The 21,607-nt window shown below is 69.3% G+C and carries 20 protein-coding genes and 1 pseudogene; 7 read left to right on the forward strand and 14 right to left on the reverse strand.

Annotation, left to right across the window (positions count from 1 at the left end; genetic code table 11):
• Positions 1-17: 17 nt before the first annotated feature.
• The 9 genes and pseudogenes from IDM46_RS09490 to IDM46_RS09530 form a co-directional block, all read right to left on the reverse strand.
• Positions 18-2,486 carry a VirB4 family type IV secretion/conjugal transfer ATPase gene (locus IDM46_RS09490; RefSeq protein ID WP_182823610.1) on the reverse strand — a complete coding sequence of 823 codons (2,469 nt, stop codon included), beginning with the start codon at positions 2,484-2,486 and terminating at the stop codon, positions 18-20.
• Positions 2,486-2,788, reverse strand: coding sequence for a VirB3 family type IV secretion system protein (locus tag IDM46_RS09495; protein ID WP_182820414.1), 303 nt, complete (start codon positions 2,786-2,788; stop codon positions 2,486-2,488). The genes IDM46_RS09490 and IDM46_RS09495 overlap by 1 nt, the downstream gene beginning before the upstream one ends.
• Positions 2,781-3,122 (reverse strand): TrbC/VirB2 family protein, encoded by a 342-nt coding sequence (locus IDM46_RS09500; RefSeq protein ID WP_223878068.1) that lies wholly within the window; start codon positions 3,120-3,122, stop codon positions 2,781-2,783. Before IDM46_RS09500 ends, IDM46_RS09495 begins: the two co-directional genes overlap by 8 nt.
• Before the next feature lie 322 nt (positions 3,123-3,444).
• A pseudogene (locus IDM46_RS09505) lies at positions 3,445-3,900 on the reverse strand (lytic transglycosylase domain-containing protein); the annotation flags it as partial.
• 8 nt (positions 3,901-3,908) lie between these two features.
• Complete coding sequence (virB11, locus tag IDM46_RS09510) at positions 3,909-4,961, reverse strand: P-type DNA transfer ATPase VirB11 (protein WP_182820412.1); 1,053 nt, start codon at positions 4,959-4,961, stop codon at positions 3,909-3,911.
• Between the two features lie 26 nt (positions 4,962-4,987).
• Positions 4,988-6,130 carry a TrbI/VirB10 family protein gene (locus IDM46_RS09515; protein WP_182820411.1) on the reverse strand — a complete coding sequence of 381 codons (1,143 nt, stop codon included), beginning with the start codon at positions 6,128-6,130 and terminating at the stop codon, positions 4,988-4,990.
• The gene (locus tag IDM46_RS09520; protein WP_182823606.1) at positions 6,127-6,849 is read right to left on the reverse strand and encodes a TrbG/VirB9 family P-type conjugative transfer protein; all 723 of its coding nucleotides are present in this window, start codon (positions 6,847-6,849) and stop codon (positions 6,127-6,129) included. Before IDM46_RS09520 ends, IDM46_RS09515 begins: the two co-directional genes overlap by 4 nt.
• 29 nt (positions 6,850-6,878) lie before the next feature.
• Positions 6,879-7,718 (reverse strand): type IV secretion system protein, encoded by an 840-nt coding sequence (locus IDM46_RS09525; protein WP_182820410.1) that lies wholly within the window; start codon positions 7,716-7,718, stop codon positions 6,879-6,881.
• Between the two features lie 47 nt (positions 7,719-7,765).
• Positions 7,766-8,179 (reverse strand): hypothetical protein, encoded by a 414-nt coding sequence (locus tag IDM46_RS09530; RefSeq protein WP_182820409.1) that lies wholly within the window; start codon positions 8,177-8,179, stop codon positions 7,766-7,768.
• 275 nt (positions 8,180-8,454) lie between these two features.
• Here IDM46_RS09530 and IDM46_RS09535 point away from each other — a divergent pair, with 275 nt between their 5' ends.
• The 3 genes from IDM46_RS09535 (at position 8,455) to IDM46_RS09545 (ending at position 11,916) form a co-directional block, all read left to right on the forward strand.
• Positions 8,455-9,744, forward strand: coding sequence for an ectonucleotide pyrophosphatase/phosphodiesterase (locus tag IDM46_RS09535; RefSeq protein ID WP_185115558.1), 1,290 nt, complete (start codon positions 8,455-8,457; stop codon positions 9,742-9,744).
• Between the two features lie 76 nt (positions 9,745-9,820).
• Complete coding sequence (locus IDM46_RS09540; RefSeq protein WP_185115559.1) at positions 9,821-11,377, forward strand: DNA-3-methyladenine glycosylase 2; 1,557 nt, start codon at positions 9,821-9,823, stop codon at positions 11,375-11,377.
• Entirely contained in the window at positions 11,374-11,916 is a 543-nt protein-coding gene (locus tag IDM46_RS09545; protein ID WP_185115560.1) for a methylated-DNA--[protein]-cysteine S-methyltransferase, read from the forward strand. The genes IDM46_RS09540 and IDM46_RS09545 overlap by 4 nt, the downstream gene beginning before the upstream one ends.
• A gap of 3 nt (positions 11,917-11,919) precedes the next feature.
• Here IDM46_RS09545 and IDM46_RS09550 read toward each other — a convergent pair whose 3' ends face one another.
• Positions 11,920-13,173 (reverse strand): formimidoylglutamate deiminase, encoded by a 1,254-nt coding sequence (locus IDM46_RS09550; RefSeq protein ID WP_223877949.1) that lies wholly within the window; start codon positions 13,171-13,173, stop codon positions 11,920-11,922.
• 101 nt (positions 13,174-13,274) lie between these two features.
• Here IDM46_RS09550 and hutI point away from each other — a divergent pair, with 101 nt between their 5' ends.
• Both hutI and IDM46_RS09560 read left to right on the forward strand, forming a co-directional pair.
• Complete coding sequence (hutI, locus tag IDM46_RS09555; RefSeq protein ID WP_185115562.1) at positions 13,275-14,495, forward strand: imidazolonepropionase; 1,221 nt, start codon at positions 13,275-13,277, stop codon at positions 14,493-14,495.
• Positions 14,496-14,509: 14 nt separating this feature from the next.
• Positions 14,510-15,730, forward strand: a complete 1,221-nt coding sequence (locus IDM46_RS09560) for a dipeptidase (RefSeq protein ID WP_185115563.1) — start codon at positions 14,510-14,512, stop codon at positions 15,728-15,730.
• A 71-nt stretch (positions 15,731-15,801) separates the two neighbouring features.
• On the opposite strand, the gene IDM46_RS09565 is transcribed toward IDM46_RS09560, so the two are convergent.
• Together IDM46_RS09565 and IDM46_RS09570 are read right to left on the reverse strand one after the other, a co-directional pair.
• Positions 15,802-16,035 (reverse strand): 30S ribosomal protein THX, encoded by a 234-nt coding sequence (locus IDM46_RS09565; RefSeq protein WP_223877950.1) that lies wholly within the window; start codon positions 16,033-16,035, stop codon positions 15,802-15,804.
• Positions 16,036-16,069: 34 nt separating this feature from the next.
• Entirely contained in the window at positions 16,070-16,474 is a 405-nt protein-coding gene (locus IDM46_RS09570; protein WP_185115564.1) for a MerC domain-containing protein, read from the reverse strand.
• Positions 16,475-16,546: 72 nt separating this feature from the next.
• Here IDM46_RS09570 and IDM46_RS09575 point away from each other — a divergent pair, with 72 nt between their 5' ends.
• Complete coding sequence (locus IDM46_RS09575; protein WP_185115565.1) at positions 16,547-18,751, forward strand: TonB-dependent receptor; 2,205 nt, start codon at positions 16,547-16,549, stop codon at positions 18,749-18,751.
• 39 nt (positions 18,752-18,790) lie between these two features.
• Here the strand turns inward: IDM46_RS09575 and IDM46_RS09580 are convergent, their stop codons facing one another.
• A complete protein-coding gene (locus IDM46_RS09580; protein WP_185115566.1) occupies positions 18,791-19,303 on the reverse strand; it encodes a transcriptional repressor in 513 nt (170 codons plus the stop codon).
• Between the two features lie 58 nt (positions 19,304-19,361).
• The gene (gene gltX / locus IDM46_RS09585; protein ID WP_185115567.1) at positions 19,362-20,759 is read right to left on the reverse strand and encodes a glutamate--tRNA ligase; all 1,398 of its coding nucleotides are present in this window, start codon (positions 20,757-20,759) and stop codon (positions 19,362-19,364) included.
• Positions 20,760-20,861: 102 nt separating this feature from the next.
• Here gltX and lpxH point away from each other — a divergent pair, with 102 nt between their 5' ends.
• Positions 20,862-21,599 carry a UDP-2,3-diacylglucosamine diphosphatase gene (gene lpxH, locus IDM46_RS09590; protein ID WP_185115568.1) on the forward strand — a complete coding sequence of 246 codons (738 nt, stop codon included), beginning with the start codon at positions 20,862-20,864 and terminating at the stop codon, positions 21,597-21,599.
• Positions 21,600-21,607: the final 8 nt, after the last annotated feature.

Genomic DNA, 21,607 nt, shown 5'->3' on the forward strand with positions numbered 1-21,607 from the left:
CTTCTATTCCCTGTGCTTCAATTCGCACGCACGTCCCCGCTACTGTCGTGCGGCGTGCTGTCGCCATGCCTGCCGGTGCCACGTCGCGCAGCCTGGAAAGCCTCCAGCCATTGCACCGGACGCAGATCGTCCGCCGGGATGCCGTGGATGCGCGCCTGCTCGGCCAGGACCCGATGCATCACTTCGATGTTGTCGGTCGATGCAGATATCACGGCGAGTGCGTCGTCCAGGCCATCCAGGTCGAGCCGGCAGACGCTGGAGGCATGCCCCTGTTTGACAAGGAAGCACCGTGACCGCTCGTCGAGCGACAGCACCACGCGAAACTCGGCCTCGGTCAGCTTCAAGCCATCCACGTAATCGGCGCGGTTGGCGTTCGGGTTGGGCAACAGGACCAGGGTCGCTGTCTGCTCCACAAGTGCCGCGGCGATGTCGCTGGACAGCGCATCCTCCGGGCTCTGTGTCGCAAAGATGCCCAAGCCATTTTGCTTGCGGATGGTCTTCTGCTTGTTGCGCGCGAAATCCTTGAGCGCACCGCCGCCATCGAGGATCTTCCAGAACTCGTCCATCACGTAGATCAGCCGGCGCCCGTCGATCAACCCCTCGAGGCGATGCAGCAGGTAGCGCACCACCGGGACCCGCACCTCCGCGTTGTCGACGACGTCGGTGTAATCGAAACCGATGATGTTGGCGCGCGAAAGATCGACCGTGTCGACCGGATTGTCGAACACCCAGCCAAGGCTGTGGCCGGTGGTCCACTTGCGCAGGCGCGCATAGAGGCCGTCGTCACCCATGTTGGGCAGGCTCTTCTGGAAGTTGGCCATGCTGCGCAGTGGCGGCGGCGTGTCGAGGATGCCCTCCACGGCCCGGTGGATGTCATCGTCCTCGCGCGCGGTGTACGAGGCTTTCCCGGCGAGGATCCGGGTCAGTTCGGCGAGGAACTGCACGTTGGCCTCCGTGCGCTCGCACTGGAAGGGATTGAACCCGGTTGCGCGGCCGTTTTCCAGCGCCAGGTAGTTGCCGCCGCACGCCCTCACGAAGATCTCGGCGCCACGGTCCTTGTCGAAAAAGAAGATCGTCGGTGCCGGCTCAAGTTTCTGCACCTGGCTGAGAAGGAAGTTCACGAGCGCCGTCTTCCCGGTCCCGGACTTGCCGATGACCATGGTGTTTCCGAGGGCCTTCTCGCCACGCGAATCCTCTGCGGCGAGGGTTGCGTGGAAGTTGAAGAAGTACGGCTGACCGTTGGTGGCCTGCAGGGTGGTCACGCACTCTCCCCAAGGATTCCTGGCCCGCTTCCCACTGGCGAAGTTGTGCAGCGGCGAGAGGCCCAGGAAGTTCAACGAGCTGACGTTGGCCAGTCGAGTGCGATACCGCCAGTTGCCGGGAAGCTGGGCATAGAATGCCGAAGCCACCGCCAAGTCCTCCTTGGCGGACACGAATCCTGCGTTTGAAAGCTCCGCCCGCGCCGCCGCGATGTTGTGCGACAGCGCCTGCTGGTTTGCGGCATGCACGGCGAGCGAGAAATGGAACTCGCCGAGCACGAAGTTGCCGGACGCCAACTGGTCCATTGCATGGTCCAGTTCGGCGATCTGGCTGACCGCCTTGTCTCCCGAAGACACCATCATGCCTTTGGTGCGCTCCAGCACCCGGAGTGCGTCCTGGCGACCCATCGGGCTGAACGACTGGGTCATGACATATTCGAAATCCAGGTATTTCAGGCCGTTCAGGATCCCGGGCCAGGTGGCGTCGCAATACTCCTTGATGTTGAGGATGGCGCCGTACTCGTGTCGCCCGCACGGGGTGGCCACCACGAAATCGCCCGTCCGTGCGGAGAACGTGTGCCGACTGACCGGCAGGTAGTCGGCGATCGGTGCCGCCAGCACCGGCACCGGCTCGTCGAGGCGGTTGAGGATGTAGCCGTAAAACTCCAGGACTTCGGAAAACAGGACGCCGTTGTCGGCTTCGTACATCCCGAGGCGCTGCGGGGCGTAGTCGGCCAGCACCGCCTCGACGTTGCCTGCCAGCTCCTGCAGGCGCGCCACCGCCTGTTCCTGTTCCGCGCGCAGGCGCCGCAGGTCGGAACTGTGCTCCGACATCCGTCTTCCCGACACGACCGGTCGGTACAGCATGCCGAGGTACAGCTCGTTCTGCAGCGCATCGTGCTCCGAAAGACGCGCGAAGTAGGCATCCGACAAGGCCTGGTTGAACGCCTGTGCGAACCGTCCGCCACCCTTGATGGCACGCCTGCGTCGGATGTCGTGCGCCCAGAAGGCCACATTGCTGGAATCCGGCGCGCGCAGCGACTGCAACAGCCGATTGAACGTGGCATGGCGGTGTTCCAGGTCCCACGCCTCGCGACCGACGAATGGCAGGCCGGCCAGGCGCCATGCCACCAGGAAATCGCCACCCGTGGTCTTCACCACCGTGGGTGACACGTGCGACGACAGCGGCACGAACTCCGCCACTGTCGCATCGGCGGCGGCGCCCATCACGAGGCTCCACGCACACGACAGTTGCTCGGCGCGAACGACCACGCCCCACCGCGCAGCTGGAGGTTGCGCACGCCCAGGCGCATGCGCCAGCGCAATCCCAGCAGGCGGAACACCATCTCGTCGCGACGCGCCATCTGTCGCATTGCCAACACCGCTGGCGGCAGCAGGACAAGCAGCAGCAGGTTCACGTAGACCGCCAGCAGCAGGCACGCGCCGGCACCGATGAAGAACGGCACGTACGGCACGCCCAGGAACATGGCAGGGCGCGTGCAGCCGCGAAAGAGCACATCCCTATGCATGCGACACCGGAAGCATCGCTCCCAGCATGGCCGTGCACTCGCCCGCTTCCGGGCCGAGCAGCATCCTCGCGATCTGCGCGGCCGCGCCGATCAGCAGGCCACCGATCAGGATTGGCGCGACGTCTGCAATGCGCTTGTGCGCGAACGCGATCTGGTAGCCGGCGAAGATGATGGCGATCGTGACCACGGCGATCGACGCCATGTTCAACAGGCCATTGACGTTTTCGAAGAAGCCGCAGACCTTGGTGTCCGCCCCGCCAAACCCCTGGGCGAGCGCCAGGTACGGCGCTGGAGCCAGCGCCACGATCGTGGCGGCAGAAACCCGCCGGCGCATGCCGAAATGCCGCTGGTGTCCCCTGCCTTGCTTGCGTGCGTTCATGGTGCGTCCTTGCGTGGGTGATGGATGCCCGCCATCCCGGCGGGGGCGATTCTCAGAAGACGAGTGCGGTGTCGCGCCCGGCAGGCGCCGCCACGGATAGGTCAGCGGCCGTTGCAACCGCCGGCTGCGAAGTCGAAACCGGCGGTGGCGGAACGGCTTGCGCACCCGGCTCCACTGCGCCAGGTGCTGATGCCCCCCTGCGACCCGCGAGACTCTGGCGATGGGGCTGGGCGGGACTGTCGTTTCCTGGCCTGCGTGGTGGCGAGGGGGGGGCCGCCACGGCAATCGCGAGCGCGGCGGGCGCAGCGGCGTCCCGCGCGATCGACGCGCGGATCTTCCGCACGTAGCCGTCGCGGAAGCCGGTGCTGAAGTTTCCGGAGTAGTAGCAGCTGAACGCCTTGTCCCAGTCCCCCCCGGCGCGCACATGGCAGTCGGCGAGGATGCGGGAGCCGGCGACCAGGTTGGGGCACGGGTCGAATGCCAGCGCGTAGTCCGCAAGCCCCTGCTTCGCGAGGTTGTGCAGGTTCACCTGCGCCAGGCCGAGTGAGAAGTTGAAGCCGTCGCGTTCCAGCTGCCTGGCGGTCGCTATCGCCTCGGCCAGGTTGCGGGGCTGGCGGGCCAGGCGCGTGCCGACCACGCCAATCGCATACGGGTTGTACGACGACTCGACGCGCACGATGTGGTGCATCACCTCAGCCGGCACGGCCAGGTCCTGGCAGGCGAGTGCCTCGATGCCCGGGATCATGGTCCGCCCCCGGCTTGTCCGGCCGTCATGCGCATCGGCTCGAAGTCGATACCGGTGACATGCCGCCGCCCGCCGCGTGCGCTGATGTGGACGAGGATGTCGATCGTCGACATGAGCAGGCGCTGGATGGTGGCGAACTCCAGCCCCGCGCCTTCGGGGGAGCCCTTGACCATGAGTGCGAGCTGGTCCCAGGCCTGCGCGGTGCTTCCGGCATGACAGCTGGTGATCGAGCCGGGGTGTCCGGATGCGCAATTTCGTATGAAGTAGAAGGCTTCGTCGCCGCGCAGTTCGGCGAGGATGATCCGGTCCGGCTTCATCCGCAGGCAGGCTTCCATGCAGCCCTTTGCGGTGATATTGGCCGTGCCTTGCCCCCCCTTGGAATACAGCAGGTGGACGACGTTCGGCTGGCTGATGAACAGTTCGCGGGCATCCTCGATGGTCACCAGGCGCTCATCGGGGTCAATGTGCTCGACCAGCGACTTCATGAAGGTGGTCTTGCCACTCCCCGTCGCGCCTGCGACCACGATGTTCCTGCGCTGCTGGACGGCGCACCGGAAGAAATCGACGTACCTGCCCGCGGCGCGCAGCGACAGGAGCTCGCGGTCGCCGGCATCGAGCGCGCCGGTCACCGGCTGCACCGCATCGAAGAATCCGTCGGACCGGTACGCGTCGAGGCTGCGGGTGCCCCGGGACGGCAGGCGGATGGTGATCGACACCTTGCCGGCGTCACAGGCGGGGGGCATCACGAACTGTGCGCGCTGGCCGGTCGGGAAGGTCAGCGAGACCACGGGATCGGCATCGGTAATGCGCTGGCCGGTACCGCTTTCGTTGACCACCGCCGTGCAGAACTGGCGGGCGCGCTCGAACGTGAGGCCGGGAACCTGGACGCGCTGCCATTTGCCGCGCAGCTCGAGCCAGACCTCGCCCGGACGGTTGATGCAGATTTCCGTGACGTCGGGGGAGGTCATGTAGCCGATGATGCCCAGCACTTCGTACTGGTACTCGAGGAAGCCGCCAGGCGCGCCACCGCGCGGGGGCTCGTGCGGCATCGCTGGCACGGAGCTGCCATCGGCCATCACAGCTTCGCCACCACGGCGGAGAAATCGACGTCGCGGGCGACGTACACGTTCACCACGGTGCCATGCTGGATCGTCACCGTCGGCGGCCTGCGGCTGTCCAGTGCCTGGTTTGCGAGTCGCTCCATGGTCCTTCCGGTCGCGCTCTCGTAAGGCGACTGGACAACCACGCCTGCCGGGCCGATGGTCGACGATGTCGGCCCTTCCTCTGCAGCCGCGTATTTGAAGGCGTCACTCAGCAGGCTGATCAGGAGCGCCGAGGCGACCCGGCTGCCCCAATGCGCGCTGTAATCGCCCGGATGCCCGGCCCCGCCGAGGTTGTCGACGCCAGGACTCGCCATCGCGACGTCCAGCCCGCCAGGCGTCGAGATGCGGTCCCAGACGACTGCCACGCGCGGACCCGTCGGCTCCGTGTCGTAGCGCCCAAGCACCTTTGAACCGCGTGGCAGCAGCAGTTGCCGGCCGTTGATCGAATACACAGGTTCGGTGACAACGCAGGAGGTGAATCCGGGGATGTCAGTGATGATGCGCGTCTCAAGCACGCAGCGGATGTAGGTGCCACGGACCAGCAGCGCGTCCGGCCGCGTGATGTGTCGCGCACGCGAGGTGGTGGTCGGCTCAGCCTCGACCTGGGCGGACTCTGCCGCTGGAAGGCCGGCGAGCATGGCCTGCATGTATGCGTCCGGTCCCTTCGGCAGCCTGTCGCCATCGCCCGACTGCATCCTCCGTTCGCGCAGCGACGGACCTGCGGGAGCACGGGGGATGGCGAAGGTGGGCAATGCCGGCGCCGCTTGCTGGCCAGTGCTGGGCATCACCGGGATCGGCATGGCGGGCATTGGCGGTATCGTCTCGACGTTCGGCTCGCGTGGTGCTGCCGTCCGTGGCAGTTCGGGAATGACGAGTGCCTGCTCACGCGGTCCGGCAGGCGTGGCCGCTTCGCCACTCACGGCGCGCAGCGTCCATACGACGGCAAGCACCAGCAGCAGCACGATCCCGGCCAGGAACACCAGCGCCTTGCGATTCAGGCGGCGCATGTCCTCGGTGCGCAGGACTGGCGCGGAGGCGTCCAGGTCGGGGCTTGCCTGGCGCGCCGCATAGTGGCCGGCGCGGCCGTCCGGCGACCGGATGTCACGCTCGCTCATCGGGGGTTCCTCCTCAGGCCGACGACGTTGCGCCCGTGGCGGACCACGAGATACGGATAGGTGCCATGCACCACCACCGTGCTGCCTTCGACGGTCGTATTGACGACGAAGTCCTCACCATCCTCGCGCTCGCGGCCGAACACCACCGGGAAACCCCCGGTTGGCAACCTCGCCTGATCGCCCATTCGCACGTAGGTGAAGCTGCCGTCGTCGTACACATTGGCGGGCACCAGCCACGCCTGCCCGCGCCGCACGGCATAGTCGTAGTCGTAGTTGTACTGCCGCGTCCTGTCGAGAGTAATGCTCAGGCCCGCGGTAGGCGATTCCTCGGCGGGCGCCTTGAAGCTTTCGTCGGGCGGGTAACGGAACGCGATCTTGTACTGCACGCCAGCACGCCGTGCCTGCTCGAGGGAGGTCCAGTCACTTGCCACGACCTTGAGCTCGAAAATGTAGGCGTGCGACTGCGTGCGCACCAGCATGTTGGTGTCGACGTCGGCATCCCGCGGCCGGAGATAGAACACGGTACCGCGCCGGGTCAGGTCCCAGCCGCTGCTGAAGCCGGTGCTGTAGTCGAGGATCTCCTCGGCGGGATCGAGCTCGATCTGGGTGGCGATGCCGAGTGCGGTATGCACCGGGTAGACCTGGTCTGGCTCGTACTCGTAGACGTCGACTTGCTGGGCGTGCACGGGTCCCGCGACAAGCCAGCAGGCCAGTGACATGACGACCAGTGCGGTGGCCAGGCTTCTGGTCACGGGCCAGCCTCCCGTTGTTCGCCCGGCGCGGCCTGGGGATCGCTGTTGTCCGCCACCGCGTCATCGGACACGGGCTCGAGCGCTGCGTCCGCCGCCTCCGATTCAGCGGGCGGCAACGCGGCGTAGTCGTTGTCGGCCCGGTAACTCGTCACCTGGAATCCAAGCGGGTTTTCGAGGCGATCAGGCTCATCCATCTTCAGGGCCAGGTTGTATGTGAAGCCGAGCGTTGCAATGCGGCTGTCCAATGGACGGGTCGCACCGGATGATTTTTCGTAGACGCTGCGCTGGAAGCGCACCGTGGCCCCGCCGGGCTGTCCGTCTGGCCCATCGAGAAGCTGGATGCTGAGGATGCGCACACGGATCGCGCGCATCCGTCCAAGCGTGTTGAACGGGCTGCGGGGATTGTTGGCGGCGTGGAGCGCCGCGTACTCGCGTCCGACCTCCGGCACCGTCATCGCATGCACCGCGCGCCAGTCGCGCAGGTTCATCATCGCGACGTCATAGGATTCACGCAGCCCCACGAAGCGCGCGACGTTCGCGCGGTTGATGGCTTCGCTGGCGGTCAGCGCGCGATGACGGAAGTCTTCATCGAGGCGGGCGATGGTGGCATTGCCACTGTAGGCATCGGCCATCACCAGGAACGGCACGCGTTCCTTCAAGGGCAGGATGCGGAAGTAGCCGGCGCCCAGCAGGAGCGCGGTCACCGCGGCGACGAGCGCGACCAGCCACGCGCGGCGTTCGCTGCGACGCGCGAGGTCGACGATGGTGATTTCGTAGTCTGTCGCCTTGGCGATCGCTTCCTCGATCGCCGGCGACGCCAGTTTCCTTCCGAACATGATGCAATCCGTGCAAGGTTCGTGTTGGTTGGTTCTGTCGCCCGCGGTCAGCCCGGGTCCGCCTCCCGTCTCGTCACCACCAGCCGGTCCCCATCGACCGCCACCAGGACATCATGCGCGGCATAGACCTCGCTCAACTGCGCGGCGGCGTCTTCGAGGCGCTGCGCACGGAGCGCCTGCACCGGCAGGTGCAGCGTGAAATCGGCATGGTGGCGATAATCGAGCGTCATCTGGGTATCGCGTGCCCAGCGCGCCAGCAGGCTGCGCAGGGTGCGATCGAGCGGAGAGGCCTGGAACACGTACGCCCCGCGCAGCGGGATGGCGTGCGTCGTATCGGCGTATCGGTTGACCGGCTGCCAGCGACCGCGGACGTCCGGCGCATCGCGCGTTGCGCAGGCACTGAGCATCAACGCCACGAGGGCGGCACTGCAGCACCCGACCACGTCATCCTTGACGTCCATGTCCCCCTCCCCGGCGACAAGCTTGAATTAGAGGCCGGAACGATCCTTGTCCTCGGCCGTGGAACTCCGTGTGTGTCGTGGCCCCCTGGCTACGACGCGAGCGCTGCGGTGGACTACATGCGCCATGAGCTGACGCTACGGGTCGATCGGTGACCGGTCAATACACGCAAGCGAGCATTTCTGTGATCGCGTCCAGAAAATGGACAAGTCTCATAGGGACTTCGGATATCTCCGGTGCAGTCCGGAATGCAATACAGGCGCATTACCATGGACGCATGCATGCAGCCACAAGAACCGCCTCCCTGTTTGCCGCACTCGCCTTCGCTCTGCTGGCATCCGCCTGCTCGACGCCGACGGCGCTGCAGCCTGTCGTCGATGCCGGGGGGACTGCCCCCGCAACTGCGTCCGATACGCTGCTGCTGATCTCCATCGACGGCCTGCACCCGGACCGCATCAACGCAGACGACTCGCCGAATCTCGTCCGCCTCGCCGCCAACGGCGTGCAGGCGCGCTGGATGACGCCCTCCTACCCGTCGCTCACCTTCCCCAACCACTACACCATCGCCACCGGGCTGCGGCCCGACCGCCACGGCATCGTCCACAACTCCATGCACGACGCGGAACTCGGCACGTTCCGCCTGTCCGACCGCGACGCGGTGGGCACCAGCGGCTGGTGGGGCGGCGAGCCGATCTGGGTAGGCGCCGAAAACGCCGGCCTGCGCACCGCCACCATGTTCTGGCCGGGCTCCGAGGCCGAGGTGGCCGGCGTGCGGCCCACGCGCTGGCATGTGTATGACGAATCCGCATCCGCCGCCCAGCGCGCGGCCACCGTAGCCGGCTGGCTGCTGGAGCCGGACGCCACGCGCCCGCGCCTGGCCACGCTGTACTTCCACGATGTCGACACCGCGGCCCACACCTACGGCCCGGGCTCGGCGGAGGCGCGCGCGGCGCTCGTGGGCGTCGACGCCGCGTTCGGCAGCCTGCTGGACGCGTTGCAGCGCGAGGGGCGCCTGGAGCACACCAACATCGTGCTGGTCTCCGACCACGGCATGGCCGAGGTGCCGCCCGGCCACCAGCTGTCCATCGACGACCTGGTGACCATGGAGCAGGCGCGCGTGGTGAGCATCGGCCAGGTACTCCAGGTGCAACCGAACGCGGGCCATGAATCCGAAGTGGCCACGCGCCTGCTGGGGCAGCATGCGCACCACGAATGCTGGCGCCGCGAGGACCTGCCGGCACGCTGGCACTACGGCACGCACCCGCGCGTGCCGGCGATCGTCTGCCAGATGGACGAGGGCTGGGACGCGGTGCTGCCGCGGATTATTGAAGCCCGTGCACAGGGCGGCATGCGCGGCTCGCACGGCTACGACCCGGCGCTGCCGTCGATGCGCGCGGTGTTCATCGCCAGCGGCCCGGCGTTCCGCCGTGGCGCGGTCATCGATGCGATCGACAACGTCGACGTGTATCCGTTGCTGGCGCGGCTCCTGGGCATCGCGCCCGCCGACAACGACGGCGATCCCGAGGCGCTGCTGCCGGCGCTGGTGCCAGCCGTCGCAAGGCCCTGAACCGCGCCCGGAAGGCTCGGGCCCTGATGTCCGAAAGCGGCGAGTCCGACGCGCCGGGCGGTGCTAGCCTGCGTCCATGGCCTCCCCCGTCCTCCCCGATCCGCAGGTCTGCGAACAGGCGCGACGCAGCCGCGACCCACGCTTCGACGGACTGTTCTTCACCGCCGTGCACAGCACGCGCATCTATTGCCGGCCGGTGTGCCCGGCGCCGTTCGCAACGCGTGTCTCGTACTTCGCCAACGCCGCGGCCGCCGAGGCGGCGGGCTTCCGCCCCTGCCTGCGCTGCCGGCCCGAGCTGTCGCCGCACGACGGCGCGTGGCGACGCGGCGATGCGGCGCTGGCGCGCGCGCTCACGCTGATCGACCAGGGCGCGCTGGCCGACGCGCCGCTGGCGGCCTTGGCCGCGCGGGTCGGCATCGGCGAGCGGCAGCTGCGGCGGCTGTTCGTGGAGCGCCTCGGCGCGCCGCCGGTGGGCGTGCACGGCACGCGCCGGCTGCTGTTCGCCAAGCAGCTGCTGACCGAGACCGCGCTGCCGATCACCGATGTAGCGCTTGCGGCCGGCTTCGGCAGCCTGCGGCGCTTCAACACGACGTTCAAGGACGCCTACCGGATGGCGCCGCGCGACTTGCGCCGGCAGCCCGGCGCGGCGCGCAACACCGGGGCCGAGGCGCTGGTGCTGCGCCTCGGCTACCGGCCGCCGTACGACTTCGCGGCGATGCTTGCGTTCCTGCGCGGGCGCGCGCTGCCGGGCGTGGAAGTGGTGGACGCGTCCGGCTATGCGCGCGTGATCGCCGGCAGCAACGGCGGCCCGGACGGCTGGCTGCGCGTCAGCGCCTGGCCGGGCGGCGAACACGCGCTGAAGCTGGAGCTGCACGCGCCGCTGGCCGCGCGCCTGCTCGATATCGTGCAGCGCCTGCGGCGCATGTTCGACCTCGACGCCGACCCGCAGGCCATCACCAGCACGCTGTCGGGCGACCCGCGCCTGCGGCCGCTGCTGCGCGCGCATCCCGGGCTGCGCCTGCCGAGCGGCTGGGACGGGTTCGAGATCGCGGTGCGCGCGGTGCTTGGCCAGCAGGTGAGCGTGGCCGCGGCACGCACGCTCGCCACGCGCATGGCGCGGCAGTTCGGCACCACGCTGGCCACGCCGTTCGCAAGCGGCCTCGAACACCTGTTCCCGACGCCCGAAGCCCTCGCCGATGCCGACCTCGCCGCCATCGGCCTGACCCGCGCGCGCGCCGATACGGTGCGCGGCGTGGCGCGCGCGCTGCTCGACCGCCGCGTGGATTTCCGCCCCGAGCGCACGCTTGCGGACTTCACCGAACGCTGGGTCGCGCTGCCGGGCATCGGCCCGTGGACCGCGCAGTACATCGCCATGCGTGCGCTCGGCCATCCCGATGCGTTCCCGGCCGAAGACCTGGTGCTGCAGAAGGCCGCGGCGCCCGACGACGGCCGGCTCACCGCGAAGGCCCTGGGCCTGCGCGCCGAAGCGTGGCGACCATGGCGTGCCTACGCCGTCATCCATCTCTGGCGCGATGCGGCCGCCACGGCACCCCCGACCAGGACGCGGGTCTCCGCGCCCGTGCCAGCGCGCCGCCGCGCGCGTCCCTCCACCGCAGAGGCACCACGCCCATGACCCTCGTCTACCAGCACGTCGACACACCGATCGGCGTACTCACCCTAGCCGCGGACGACAGCGGCCTGCAGCGAATCGACTTTCCGCCCCCCAGGCTGCCGCCCGCCGGCTCCGCATGGCGCGAGGGCAGCAACGCGGTGATCGCGGAGACCCGCCGACAGCTGGAGGAATACTTCAACGGCCGTCGGCGCTCGTTCGACCTGCCGCTGGCGCCGCAGGGCACCGAATTCCAGCGCAGCGTGTGGACCGAACTCGCCGCGATTCCCTACGGACGCACCTGGAGCTACCGCGACCTCGCGCAGCGCATCGGCAAGCCCAGCGCAATGCGCGCGGTGGGCGCCGCGAACGGCCGCAATCCGTTGCCGATCGTGCTGCCCTGCCATCGCGTGATCGGCGCCGACGGCTCGCTCACCGGCTTCGGCGGCGGCCTGCCGACCAAGGCGTTCCTGCTGCGGCTGGAAGGTGCCCTGCCGCCGGGCGATGACGACCTGTTCGCCACCGCCGCGCAGGCATCGCGGGCGGCCACGCTGTCGCGCTGAGGCTCAGGCCAGCAGCCGCACCAGCGCCTGGCGATAGCGGCCGGCCACCGCATCGCGGTCGCGGTGGCGGCCTTCGCTCACCAGCGTCACGCCCGCCACTTCGACCTCGCGCACGCAGGGCACGTTGCCGCTGAAGATCCAGCGGTCGGCGACATCCGACGCCGTGGCACCGGCGAAGACCGCGGCCTCGCCGTCCAGCAGCACATGATCGTCGCCAGGCTCGAACCCGGTGGACCTGGCGGCACTTGCCATCACCCCATGCAGCAAGGTCTCGCCGACACTGGTCGAAGCCGCGGACACCGCGATGTTGCGATGGCGCGTATCCAGGCGCTGCCCATATTCGAGCCAGCGCAGCTCCTCCACCGGCGACACCGAGATGTGCGAATCGGAACCGATGCCCCAGCTGCCGCCGGCATCCAGGTAGTCGCGCAGCCGGAACAGGCCGTCGCCGAGATTGGCCTCGGTGGTCGGGCAGATCGCGACCGTGGCGCCGCTGGCGGCAATGCCGGCGAGTTCCGCGTTGTCCAAGTGGGTGGCATGCACAAGCGTCCAGCGCTCATCGACATCGGCGTGGCCGAGCAGCCATTCCACCGGCCGCGCGTCGCGCAGCGCCAGGCAGTCCTGCACCTCGCCGATCTGCTCGGCGACGTGGATGTGGATACGCGCATCGGCCGGCAGCGCGGCCAGCACCTCGCGCATCGCCACCTCGGGCACCGCGCGCAGGCTGTGCAGCGCGCAGCCGATCCGCACGCCGTCGCCTGTGTGCGCGCGCAGGGCGTCGAACAGGCGCAGGTAACTGTCGACGTCGTGCCCGAAGCGCTTCTGCCGCTCGCCCAGCGCGTGGCCGTCGAAGCCACCGGTCATGTACAGCACCGGCAGCAGGGTGATGCGGATGCCGGTATCGCGCGCGGCGGCGAGCAGCGCATCGGCCATCGCCGTGTGCACCGCGTACGGCCGGCCGTCAGGCTGGTGGTGCACGTAGTGGAACTCGCAGACGCTGCCGTAGCCGGCCTCCAGCATCTCGACGTACAGCTGCGAGGCGACGGCGTGCAGCAGGTCGGGATCGAAGCGCGCGGCCATCCGGTACATGGTTTCGCGCCAGGTCCAGAACGAATCCTCGGGATGCGTCTGGCGCTCGGCCATGCCGGCCATCGCGCGCTGGAAGGCGTGCGAATGCAGGTTGGCGATCGCGGGCACGCGCCAGCCACCGGCAACCGGCTGGACGAGCGGCGGAAGTGGAGTCGCGGTGGCAGGCATGGCGGGGGGCTTGCGTCGGGAGTGCGCTAGGCTACCGCGTCGCCACCCTGCCGACAGGCCCGCCATGCCTCGCGCTCCAGAACACCGTCCGGATGTCCAACATGCCTGAGCGCTGGGACGGGCTGCTGCACAACGCCACGCTGGCGACCTTGGACAGCGACGCCGGCTACGGCCTGGTGCGCGACGGCGCGCTGGCCTGGCGCGACGGCCGCATCGTCTTCGCTGGGCCGGCCTTGTCCCTGCCCGCCGCGCTGGACACCCTGGCCGACGACGTCATCGATGTCGGCGGCGACCTGGTCACTCCCGCGCTGGTCGACTGCCACACCCATCTGGTGTTCGCCGGCGACCGCGCCGCGGAGTTCGAGCAACGCCTGATGGGCGCGAGTTACGAGGAGATCGCGCGCGCCGGCGGCGGCATCGTGTCCACGGTGCGCGCCACCCGCGCCGCCGACGAGGACGCGCTGCTTGCCGAGTCGCTGCCGCGCGCCCGCGCGCTGCTGCGCGACGGCGTGGCGACGCTGGAGATCAAGTCGGGCTACGGCCTGGACTTCGACAACGAACGCAAGATGCTGCGCGTGGCGCGACGCATCGGCGACACGCTCGGCATCGGTGTGCGCACCACCTTCCTTGGCGCGCACGCGCTGCCGCCGGAGTTCGCCGGCAATCCCGACGGCTATATCGACGCGGTGCTCGACTGGCTGCCGCGCCTGCACGCCGAGGGCCTGGTGGACGCGGTGGACGCGTTCTGCGAACGCATCGCGTTCACCGGCGCGCAGACGCGGCGCGTGTTCGAAGCGGCGCGCGCGCTCGGCCTGCGGGTGAAGCTGCACGCCGACCAGCTGAGCGACGGCGACGGTGCGGCGCTGGTGGCGGAGTTCGGTGGCCTGTCGGCCGACCATGTGGAGCACACCTCGCCCGAAGGCGTGGCGGCGATGGCCGCGGCCGGCACCGTCGCGGTGCTGCTGCCCGGCGCGTTCCACGTGCTGCGCGAAACCAGGCTGCCGCCGATCGAGGCCTTCCGCGCTTCGCACGTGGCGATGGCCGTGGCCACCGACTGCAATCCCGGCACCTCGCCGCTGCAGTCGCTGCGCCAGGCGATGCAGCTGGCCTGCACGCACTTCCGGCTGTCGCCCGAGGACGCGCTGCGCGGCGCCACGGTCAATGGCGCAAAGGCGCTGGGCCTCGACGACCGCGGCACGCTGCGCGCCGGGCTGCGCGCGGACTTCGTGCGCTGGCGCGTGCGCGAGCCCGCGGCACTCTGTTACTGGCTGGGCGGCGATCTTGCCGCCTCCGTCCACTGCGGCGGCCGCCGCGTCGCCTGATCCTGGAGATCCGAATGAAGCACGTGTTGAACCGCGCCCTGCCCCGCTGCCTGCTCGCCATCGCACTTGCCGCGCCCACGCTGGCGCTGGCCCAGGCCACCGACGCCGCACGCGCGCTTGCGCAGGACGCGGTGATCGTCGACACCCACATCGATGCGCCCGGGATCCTCGTCGACACCTGGGCCGACCTCGGCGTCAGCGCGCCGGACCGCGAGTTCGACTACCCGCGCGCCCGCGCAGGCGGCCTGGACGTCGCCTTCATGTCCATCTATACCTCGGCGCGCGAGGACGACGCCGGCAGCGCCTGGCAGTCGGCCAATGCGCAGATCGATGCCGTGGAGGCGCTGGTGGCGCGGCACCCGGACCGCTTTGCCATCGTCACCTCGCCGCGCGATGTCGACCGGCTCCGCCAGGGCGGTCGCGTGCTGCTGCCGCTGGGCATGGAGAACGGCGCACCGATCGGCGACGACCTCGCGCAGGTCGCCTTTTTCCACGACCGCGGCGTGCGCTACATCACCCTCGCGCACAGCGCCAACAACCGCATCAGCGATTCGTCGTACACCATCGAAAAGAAGTGGGACGGCCTGAGCCCGTTCGGCCGCGACGTGGTGGCCGAGATGAACCGTCTCGGCATGATGGTCGACGTCTCGCACCTGTCCGATGCCGCGGTCGCACAGGCGGTGGCGTTGAGCAGCGTACCGGTGATCGCCAGCCATTCGGCGCTGCGCCACTTCACCCCGGGTTTCGAACGCAACCTCAGTGACGAACTGGCGCTCGCCATTGCCGCGAAGGGCGGCGTGGTGCAGATCCCGTTCGGCATCGCCTTCGTCACCCCGAAAGCGGCGGCGAAGACCCAGGCGTACTTCCGCGCATCCGACGCCTTCAACCGCGCCAACGCCGAACGCGTGGCCGCCGGGCAGCCGCCGGCAGACCGCGCCGCGTTCGAAAAGGACTGGGAGGCCGCCAATCCGCCGGTGGAGGCGCCGATCACCGACGTGCTCGACCAGATCGACTACGCGGTGAAACTGCTTGGCGTCGAACACGTCGGCATCGGCTCGGATTTCGACGGCGTCAGCGGCGAACTGCCCGAAGGCCTGCGTACCGTGGCCGACTACCCAAACCTGATCGCCGGCCTGCAGGCGCGCGGGCACTCGGACGATGACATCCGCGCGATCCTCGGGGGCAACCTGCTGCGCGCGTGGGCGCTGGTGGAGGCGGGGGCGGCGTCGCGCTGACAGGCGGCCGGCCCGAAACGAAGAAAGCCCCGCGCAGGCGGGGCTTCTCTCGATCGCGCTGACAGGGCGCGTTATTCCTTGGCGACGGTCTTCTTGGCCACGGCCTTTTTGGCCGGCGCCTTGGCAACGGTCTTGCTGGCAGCCTTCTTCGCGACCGGCGCGGCAGCGGTGCCCGCGGCCTTGGTGGTCACCTGGCTACGGGAATTGCCGTAGCTGGAGTTGAAGCGCTTGCCCTTGGCGGTCTTGCGGTCGCCCTTGCCCATGTGATGCTCCTGGAGGTTGTTCGATCCGGCGCGCGCATGCACGCCGCAGGGCGCGAATCCTAGCACGCATGCGGGTTTACGGCGCTGGAACGGTGCTGGCCGCGGCGTGTGTCAGGCGCAGGTTGACGAGGTGGGCCGTTGCCAGCAACAGCCCGCCGGAGACCATCACCGCCGCATGGGCCACACCGTGCGTGTGCAGCGCCGTGAACGCGCCCGCCCAGACCAGGCCCAGCCCCGGCAGCAGCAACGCCCACGCCCGGAACGCGCGATGCCGGCGGTAGCCCAGCGACAACGTGGTGGCACCGAGCAGCGTGGCGAACACCACGAATGCCTGGTCGATGTCCACCCAGCCCACGGCCGTGAAGCCAAGCGCCGGCAACAGCGCCAGCGCGACCGGCAGCAGCGCGCAGTGGATCGCGCACAGGAACGATGCGGCAAAGCCGACGCGGTCTGCGTTGCGGATGGCGGACGGTGAAGCCATGACTTCCGTAAGGGTTGCGTCAGTGATGAAATGTTATAACACTTCCCGCCGCCATCCAAGCCCAGGTTGTTCATGTCCCCCCAGCGCTTCCGCCCGACCCCACTCCGCCTCGCCCTGGCTTTCGCTCTCGGCGGCCTGCCCACCGTGGCCACCGCCGCCCAGGACGATCCCCGGCACGACGACGGGATCGCCGACCTCAGCGGCATCGTGGTGCGCGCCAACCCCCTGGCCCGCACGGCCGAGGACCTGGCGCGCCCGGTGGCGGTGCTGGCCGGAGAGCAGCTGGACGAGGCCAAGGCCGCCTCGCTGGGCGAAACCGTGTCGCGCCTGCCGGGCGTGCAGTCTTCGTTCTTCGGCGCCGGCGTCGGCCGCCCGGTCATCCGCGGCCTCGAGGGCGCGCGCGTGCAGGTGCTGAGCGACGGGCTGTCCGCCGGCGACGTGTCGACCGTCAGCGCGGACCATGCGGTCAGCATCGAGCCGTTCCTCGCCAACCAGATCGAAGTGCTCAAGGGCCCGGCGACGCTGCTGTACGGCAGCGGTGCCATCGGCGGCGCGGTCAACGTGATCGACGGCCGCATCCCGGAAACGGCCACGTCGTCGCCGCTCGAGGGCCGTGCCGAGCTGCGCGCCGGCAGCGTCAACGACGAGCGCACCGGCATGGTGCGCCTCGACGGCACCTCGGCGTCCGGGCGTGTGGTGTTCCATTTCGACGCGCTGCATCGCGAGACCGGCAACTACGACATCCCCGGGTATGCCGAGCGCGCAGACCTGCACCACGACGATCATGACGATCACGACCACCACGAGGAAGACGAGGCCGTCCGTGGCTACCTGCCCAACAGCTTCGTGCGCACCGACAGTGGCGCGCTGGGCGTGTCGTACATCGGCGACGGTGGTTTCCTGGGTATTGGCCACAGCCTGTTCAACACGCGCTATGGGGTACCGGGCCACAGCCATGCAAGCGCGGATGGCGACGGACATGCCCACGAAGAAGCCGGTGCGCACGCGGACGCCGACGCCGACGGCGCCGTGCACGTCGTGATGGACCAGCGCCGCAACGAGGTCCGCGGCGGGCTGGACGACATCGGCGCGTTCGAGAGCCTGCGCGTCAAGCTCGCCCACACCGACTACACGCACACCGAGTACGAAGGGGATGCGGTGGGCACGGTGTTCGACAACACCACGCTGGAGGGCCGTGTCGAGCTCGTGCACCGCCCGCTGGGCGGCTGGCAGGGCGCGTTCGGACTGCAGTGGTCGCAACGCGATTTCAGCGCGCTCGGCGACGAGGCCTTCGTGCCCGATTCCAAGGCGCGCGACGGCGGCCTGTTCTGGATCGGCGAGCGCAATTTCGGCGCATTCGGCGTCGAACTCGGCCTGCGCCACGACCGCAACAGGATCGATGTGGCGCCGGTGGACGCGATCGGCCCCTCGCGTGATTTCGACGCCACCAGCGCCTCGCTCGCCATGCGCTGGGACGTCTCGCCGGACCTGCATCTCTCGTTCGGACTGGACAGCGCGCAGCGCACCCCGACCGCCGAGGAGCTGTACTCGAACGGCATGCACGTCGCCACGCAGAGCTTCGAGTTCGGCAACCCGGACCTCGATCCGGAGACCGCGAACCGCGCGGAGATCGGCCTCCACTGGCACCACGGCCCGCTGCGCCTGGGCGCGTCGCTGTTCCAGGTGCGCTATGACGATTTCATCTACCTGGCCGACACAGGCCTGGAAGACGACGGCCTCGCGCTGCGCGCCTGGCACCAGGGCGACGCGCGCTTCCACGGCGGCGAAGTCGAGGCGCAGTGGGATTTCGCCGAGCGCGACCACGGCGCATGGAGCCTGCGGACGTTCGCCGACGTGGTGCGCGGACGCCTCGACGGCGGCGCCAGCCACATGTTCAACGCCAGCATCGCGCACGGCGACCACGCCCACGAATACACCGCCGAACTGGTGCCCGAAGGCAACCTGCCGCGCATCGCGCCGCGCCGCCTCGGCAGCGAACTGCGCTGGCAGGGCGCGCAGTGGCGGGCATCGCTGGGCGCGGTGCGTTACGCGCGCCAGGACCACGTTGCGCAGTTCGAGACCACGTCGCCCGGTTACACGCTGGTGCATGCCAGCGTCGCCTGGCACCGCGACGGCGCCAACGGCAACGCGATGGAACTCTTCGTCGACGGCCGCAACCTGCTGAACGAAGAAGCGCGCGTGCATACCTCGGTGCTCAAGGACCTCGCGCCGCTGGCCGGCCGCGGCGTGACCGCGGGCGTGCGCGTGTTCTTCTAGGCGGTCACGGCCGGCAACGGGCAGCGCGGGAGCGCGCCGTCAGGTCTCGCCCGCCGCGTCACCGCTGGCCAGGCACTGCGCACAGGTGCCATGCACTTCCAGCGTCTGCGCGCGCGGCCGGAAGCCGAGCGCCAGCGCGCGATCACGCAGTGCGCCGACCACCTGCAGGTCTTCGAGCTCGATCGCGGCATGGCAGCTGTCGCAGATCAGGAACGGCACCGAGTGCTGCGCCGTGCTGGGATGGTGGCAGGCCACGAACGCGTTCACCGACTGCAGCTTGTGGATGAAGCCGTTGGCGAGCAGGAAATCCAGCGCGCGGTAAACGGTGGGCGGCGCGGCGGCACCCGGGCCCTTGCCGTCGCGCACGCGATCAAGCAGGTCGTAGGCCTTGATGGGCTGCCCGGCCTCGGCGATCAGGCCAAGCACGTGGGCGCGGATCGGCGTCAGGCGCAGGCCGCGCTCACGGCACGCATCTTCGACCGCGGCCACGAAGGCCTTGCCATCGTGGACGTGGTGCGTGGGATGCGTACAGGCGTGAACGTGCTCGGACATGACCCCATGATGGTGGCCATGGCGCACCGACTCAAGCCGGCGCACCGAGAACGCGCTTTCAGCCGGTGCGTGCGATGGCGGCGTCGATGCGCTTCAGCGCTTCGTCGCGCCCCGCCAGGTACACGGTGTGCGCGATGTCCGGGCTCACCTGCGTGCCGGTGATCGCCACGCGCAGCGGCTGCGCCACCTTGCCCATGCCGATGCCGAGCGCCTCGGCCACCGCCTGCAGCGCGCCATGGATCGCCTCGGCGCTCCACTCCGGCAGCGCTTCGAAGCGCACGCGTGCTTCGGCCAGCGGCATGCCGGCGGCGGCGGTCAGGTGCTTGGCCACGGCCGCGGCATCGTATTCCGTCAGCGGCTGGTACCAGACGGCGGCGCGCTCGGCCATGTCCTTGAGCGTCTGCACGCGGTCGCGCAGCGCCAGCACCACGTCGGCCGGCGCGGGTCCGGCCGCGAGGTCGTAACCCGCGGCCCGCAGGTGCCACTCGAGATGTTTCGCGATGTCCGCCGGCGCATCGCTCTTCAGGTACTGCTGGTTGAGCCAGCCGAGCTTGGCCATGTCCAGGCGCGCGGCCTTGGCGTTGACGTCCTTGAGGTCGAACAGCGCCTTCAGCTCGTCGATGGAGAAGATCTCCTGGTCGCCGTGCGACCAGCCCAGGCGCGCCAGGTAGTTGAGCAGTGCGTGCGGCAGGTAGCCGGCGTCGCGGTACTGCATGACGTCGGCCGCGCCGGTGCGCTTGGAAAGCTTGGCGCCCTGTTCGTCGAGGATCATCGGCAGGTGCGAGAACGCCGGCACCTCGGCACCCAGCGCGCGGTAGATGTTGATCTGGCGCGGAGTGTTGTTGACATGGTCGTCTCCGCGCACCACGTCGCTGATGCGCATGTCGAGGTCGTCGACGACCACCGCGAAGTTGTAGGTCGGGTAGCCGTCGGGGCGGAAGATCACCAGGTCGTCGAGTTCGGTGTTGCTGATCTCGATGCGGCCCTTGACCTTGTCCTCCCACGCGACCACGCCATCCAGCGGGTTCTTCAGGCGGATGACGCGGTTGGGATCGTCGCGGTACGGCGCGCCCTGCTCGCGGTAGGCGCCGTTGTAGCGCGGCTTCTCGCCCTTTGACATCGCCACTTCGCGCATGGCGTCGAGCTCGTCCTTGGACTCGTAGGCGTAGTACGCCTGCCCGGCCGCGACCAGCTGTTCGGCCACCTCGCGATAGCGGTCGACGCGCGCGGTCTGGTAGATCGGGCCCTCGTCGTAATCCAGGCCTAGCCACTCCATTGCCTCGAGGATCGCGTCGATCGCACCCTGGGTGCTGCGCTCGCGGTCGGTGTCCTCGATGCGAAGGATGAACTGCCCGCCGCGGCGGCGCGCCTCCAGCCAGCAGTACAGCGCGGTGCGGGCGCCGCCGATGTGCAGGTAGCCGGTGGGGCTGGGGGCGAAGCGGGTGCGGACGGTCATGGTGTTTGCTGTGATCCAGGAGAACGGGGATTTTAGCCTCGTAGGCCGCCGACGCGCCGTGCCATGGCCGGCGTCGCGATGTCTCACCCTACAATCCGCCGCATGGCCACCCTCTTCGTCTCCGACCTGCACCTCGATCCGGCGCGCCCGGACATCACCCGCCTGTTCGGCGCGTTCCTTGACGGCGAAGCCCGCAGCGCCGACGCCCTTTACATCCTCGGCGACCTGTTCGAAGCCTGGGTGGGCGATGACGACCCGTCGGAGACCGGCGCGTTCGTGGCCGAGCGCCTCGCCGCGCTCGCCGCGTCGGGCGTGCCGGTGCATTTCATGCACGGCAACCGCGATTTTCTGCTGGGTGCCGCCTACGCGCGCCGTGCCGGCATGCACCTGCTGGACGACCCGACCGTCATCGCCCTGCACGGACGGCGCGCACTCCTGATGCACGGCGACACGCTGTGCATCGATGACCTCGCCTACCAGCAGTTCCGCGCGCAGACCCGCAACCCGGCGTGGCAGGCGCAGTTCCTCGCGCAACCGCTCGCGGCGAGGCTCGCCTTCGCCCACCAGGCGCGCGCCGCCAGCCAGGCGCGCCAGGGCGAACTGCGCGACGCCGGCACCATGGAAGCGATCACCGACGCCGCACCAAGCGCCGTCGAGGCCGCATTCCGCGAGCATGGCGTGGACCTGCTGATCCACGGCCACACCCACCGCCCCGCGGTCCACGTGCTGGATGTCGACGCCCGCGCCTGCACGCGCGTGGTGCTCGGCGACTGGTACGAGCAGGGATCGGTGTTGCGCGTGGATGCCGATGGCATGCGCCTGGACAGCCTGGAGGCCTGACCGCGCGA

This window comes from Luteimonas sp. MC1825 (genome assembly GCF_014764385.1).
In the GTDB taxonomy this organism is placed as follows: Bacteria; Pseudomonadota; Gammaproteobacteria; order Xanthomonadales; family Xanthomonadaceae; genus Luteimonas.

Bases quoted from the DNA above. Each gene is read 5' to 3' on its own strand.
- IDM46_RS09535 (WP_185115558.1), top strand. From the start codon at position 8,455: ATGCATGCAGCCACAAGAACCGCCTCCCTGTTTGCCGCACTCGCCTTC.
- hutI (WP_185115562.1), top strand. From the start codon at position 13,275: ATGCCTGAGCGCTGGGACGGGCTGCTGCACAACGCCACGCTGGCGACC.
- IDM46_RS09560 (WP_185115563.1), top strand. From the start codon at position 14,510: ATGAAGCACGTGTTGAACCGCGCCCTGCCCCGCTGCCTGCTCGCCATC.
- lpxH (WP_185115568.1), top strand. From the start codon at position 20,862: ATGGCCACCCTCTTCGTCTCCGACCTGCACCTCGATCCGGCGCGCCCG.
- IDM46_RS09490 (WP_182823610.1), bottom strand. From the start codon at position 2,486: ATGGGCGCCGCCGCCGATGCGACAGTGGCGGAGTTCGTGCCGCTGTCG.
- IDM46_RS09500 (WP_223878068.1), bottom strand. From the start codon at position 3,122: ATGCGCCGGCGGGTTTCTGCCGCCACGATCGTGGCGCTGGCTCCAGCG.
- IDM46_RS09520 (WP_182823606.1), bottom strand. From the start codon at position 6,849: ATGTCACTGGCCTGCTGGCTTGTCGCGGGACCCGTGCACGCCCAGCAA.
- IDM46_RS09575 (WP_185115565.1), top strand. From the start codon at position 16,547: ATGTCCCCCCAGCGCTTCCGCCCGACCCCACTCCGCCTCGCCCTGGCT.
- IDM46_RS09515 (WP_182820411.1), bottom strand. From the start codon at position 6,130: ATGAGCGAGCGTGACATCCGGTCGCCGGACGGCCGCGCCGGCCACTAT.
- gltX (WP_185115567.1), bottom strand. From the start codon at position 20,759: ATGACCGTCCGCACCCGCTTCGCCCCCAGCCCCACCGGCTACCTGCAC.
- IDM46_RS09570 (WP_185115564.1), bottom strand. From the start codon at position 16,474: ATGGCTTCACCGTCCGCCATCCGCAACGCAGACCGCGTCGGCTTTGCC.
- IDM46_RS09495 (WP_182820414.1), bottom strand. From the start codon at position 2,788: ATGCATAGGGATGTGCTCTTTCGCGGCTGCACGCGCCCTGCCATGTTC.
- IDM46_RS09530 (WP_182820409.1), bottom strand. From the start codon at position 8,179: ATGGACGTCAAGGATGACGTGGTCGGGTGCTGCAGTGCCGCCCTCGTG.
- IDM46_RS09545 (WP_185115560.1), top strand. From the start codon at position 11,374: ATGACCCTCGTCTACCAGCACGTCGACACACCGATCGGCGTACTCACC.
- IDM46_RS09540 (WP_185115559.1), top strand. From the start codon at position 9,821: ATGGCCTCCCCCGTCCTCCCCGATCCGCAGGTCTGCGAACAGGCGCGA.
- IDM46_RS09580 (WP_185115566.1), bottom strand. From the start codon at position 19,303: ATGTCCGAGCACGTTCACGCCTGTACGCATCCCACGCACCACGTCCAC.
- IDM46_RS09550 (WP_223877949.1), bottom strand. From the start codon at position 13,173: ATGCCTGCCACCGCGACTCCACTTCCGCCGCTCGTCCAGCCGGTTGCC.
- IDM46_RS09525 (WP_182820410.1), bottom strand. From the start codon at position 7,718: ATGTTCGGAAGGAAACTGGCGTCGCCGGCGATCGAGGAAGCGATCGCC.
- virB11 (WP_182820412.1), bottom strand. From the start codon at position 4,961: ATGCCGCACGAGCCCCCGCGCGGTGGCGCGCCTGGCGGCTTCCTCGAG.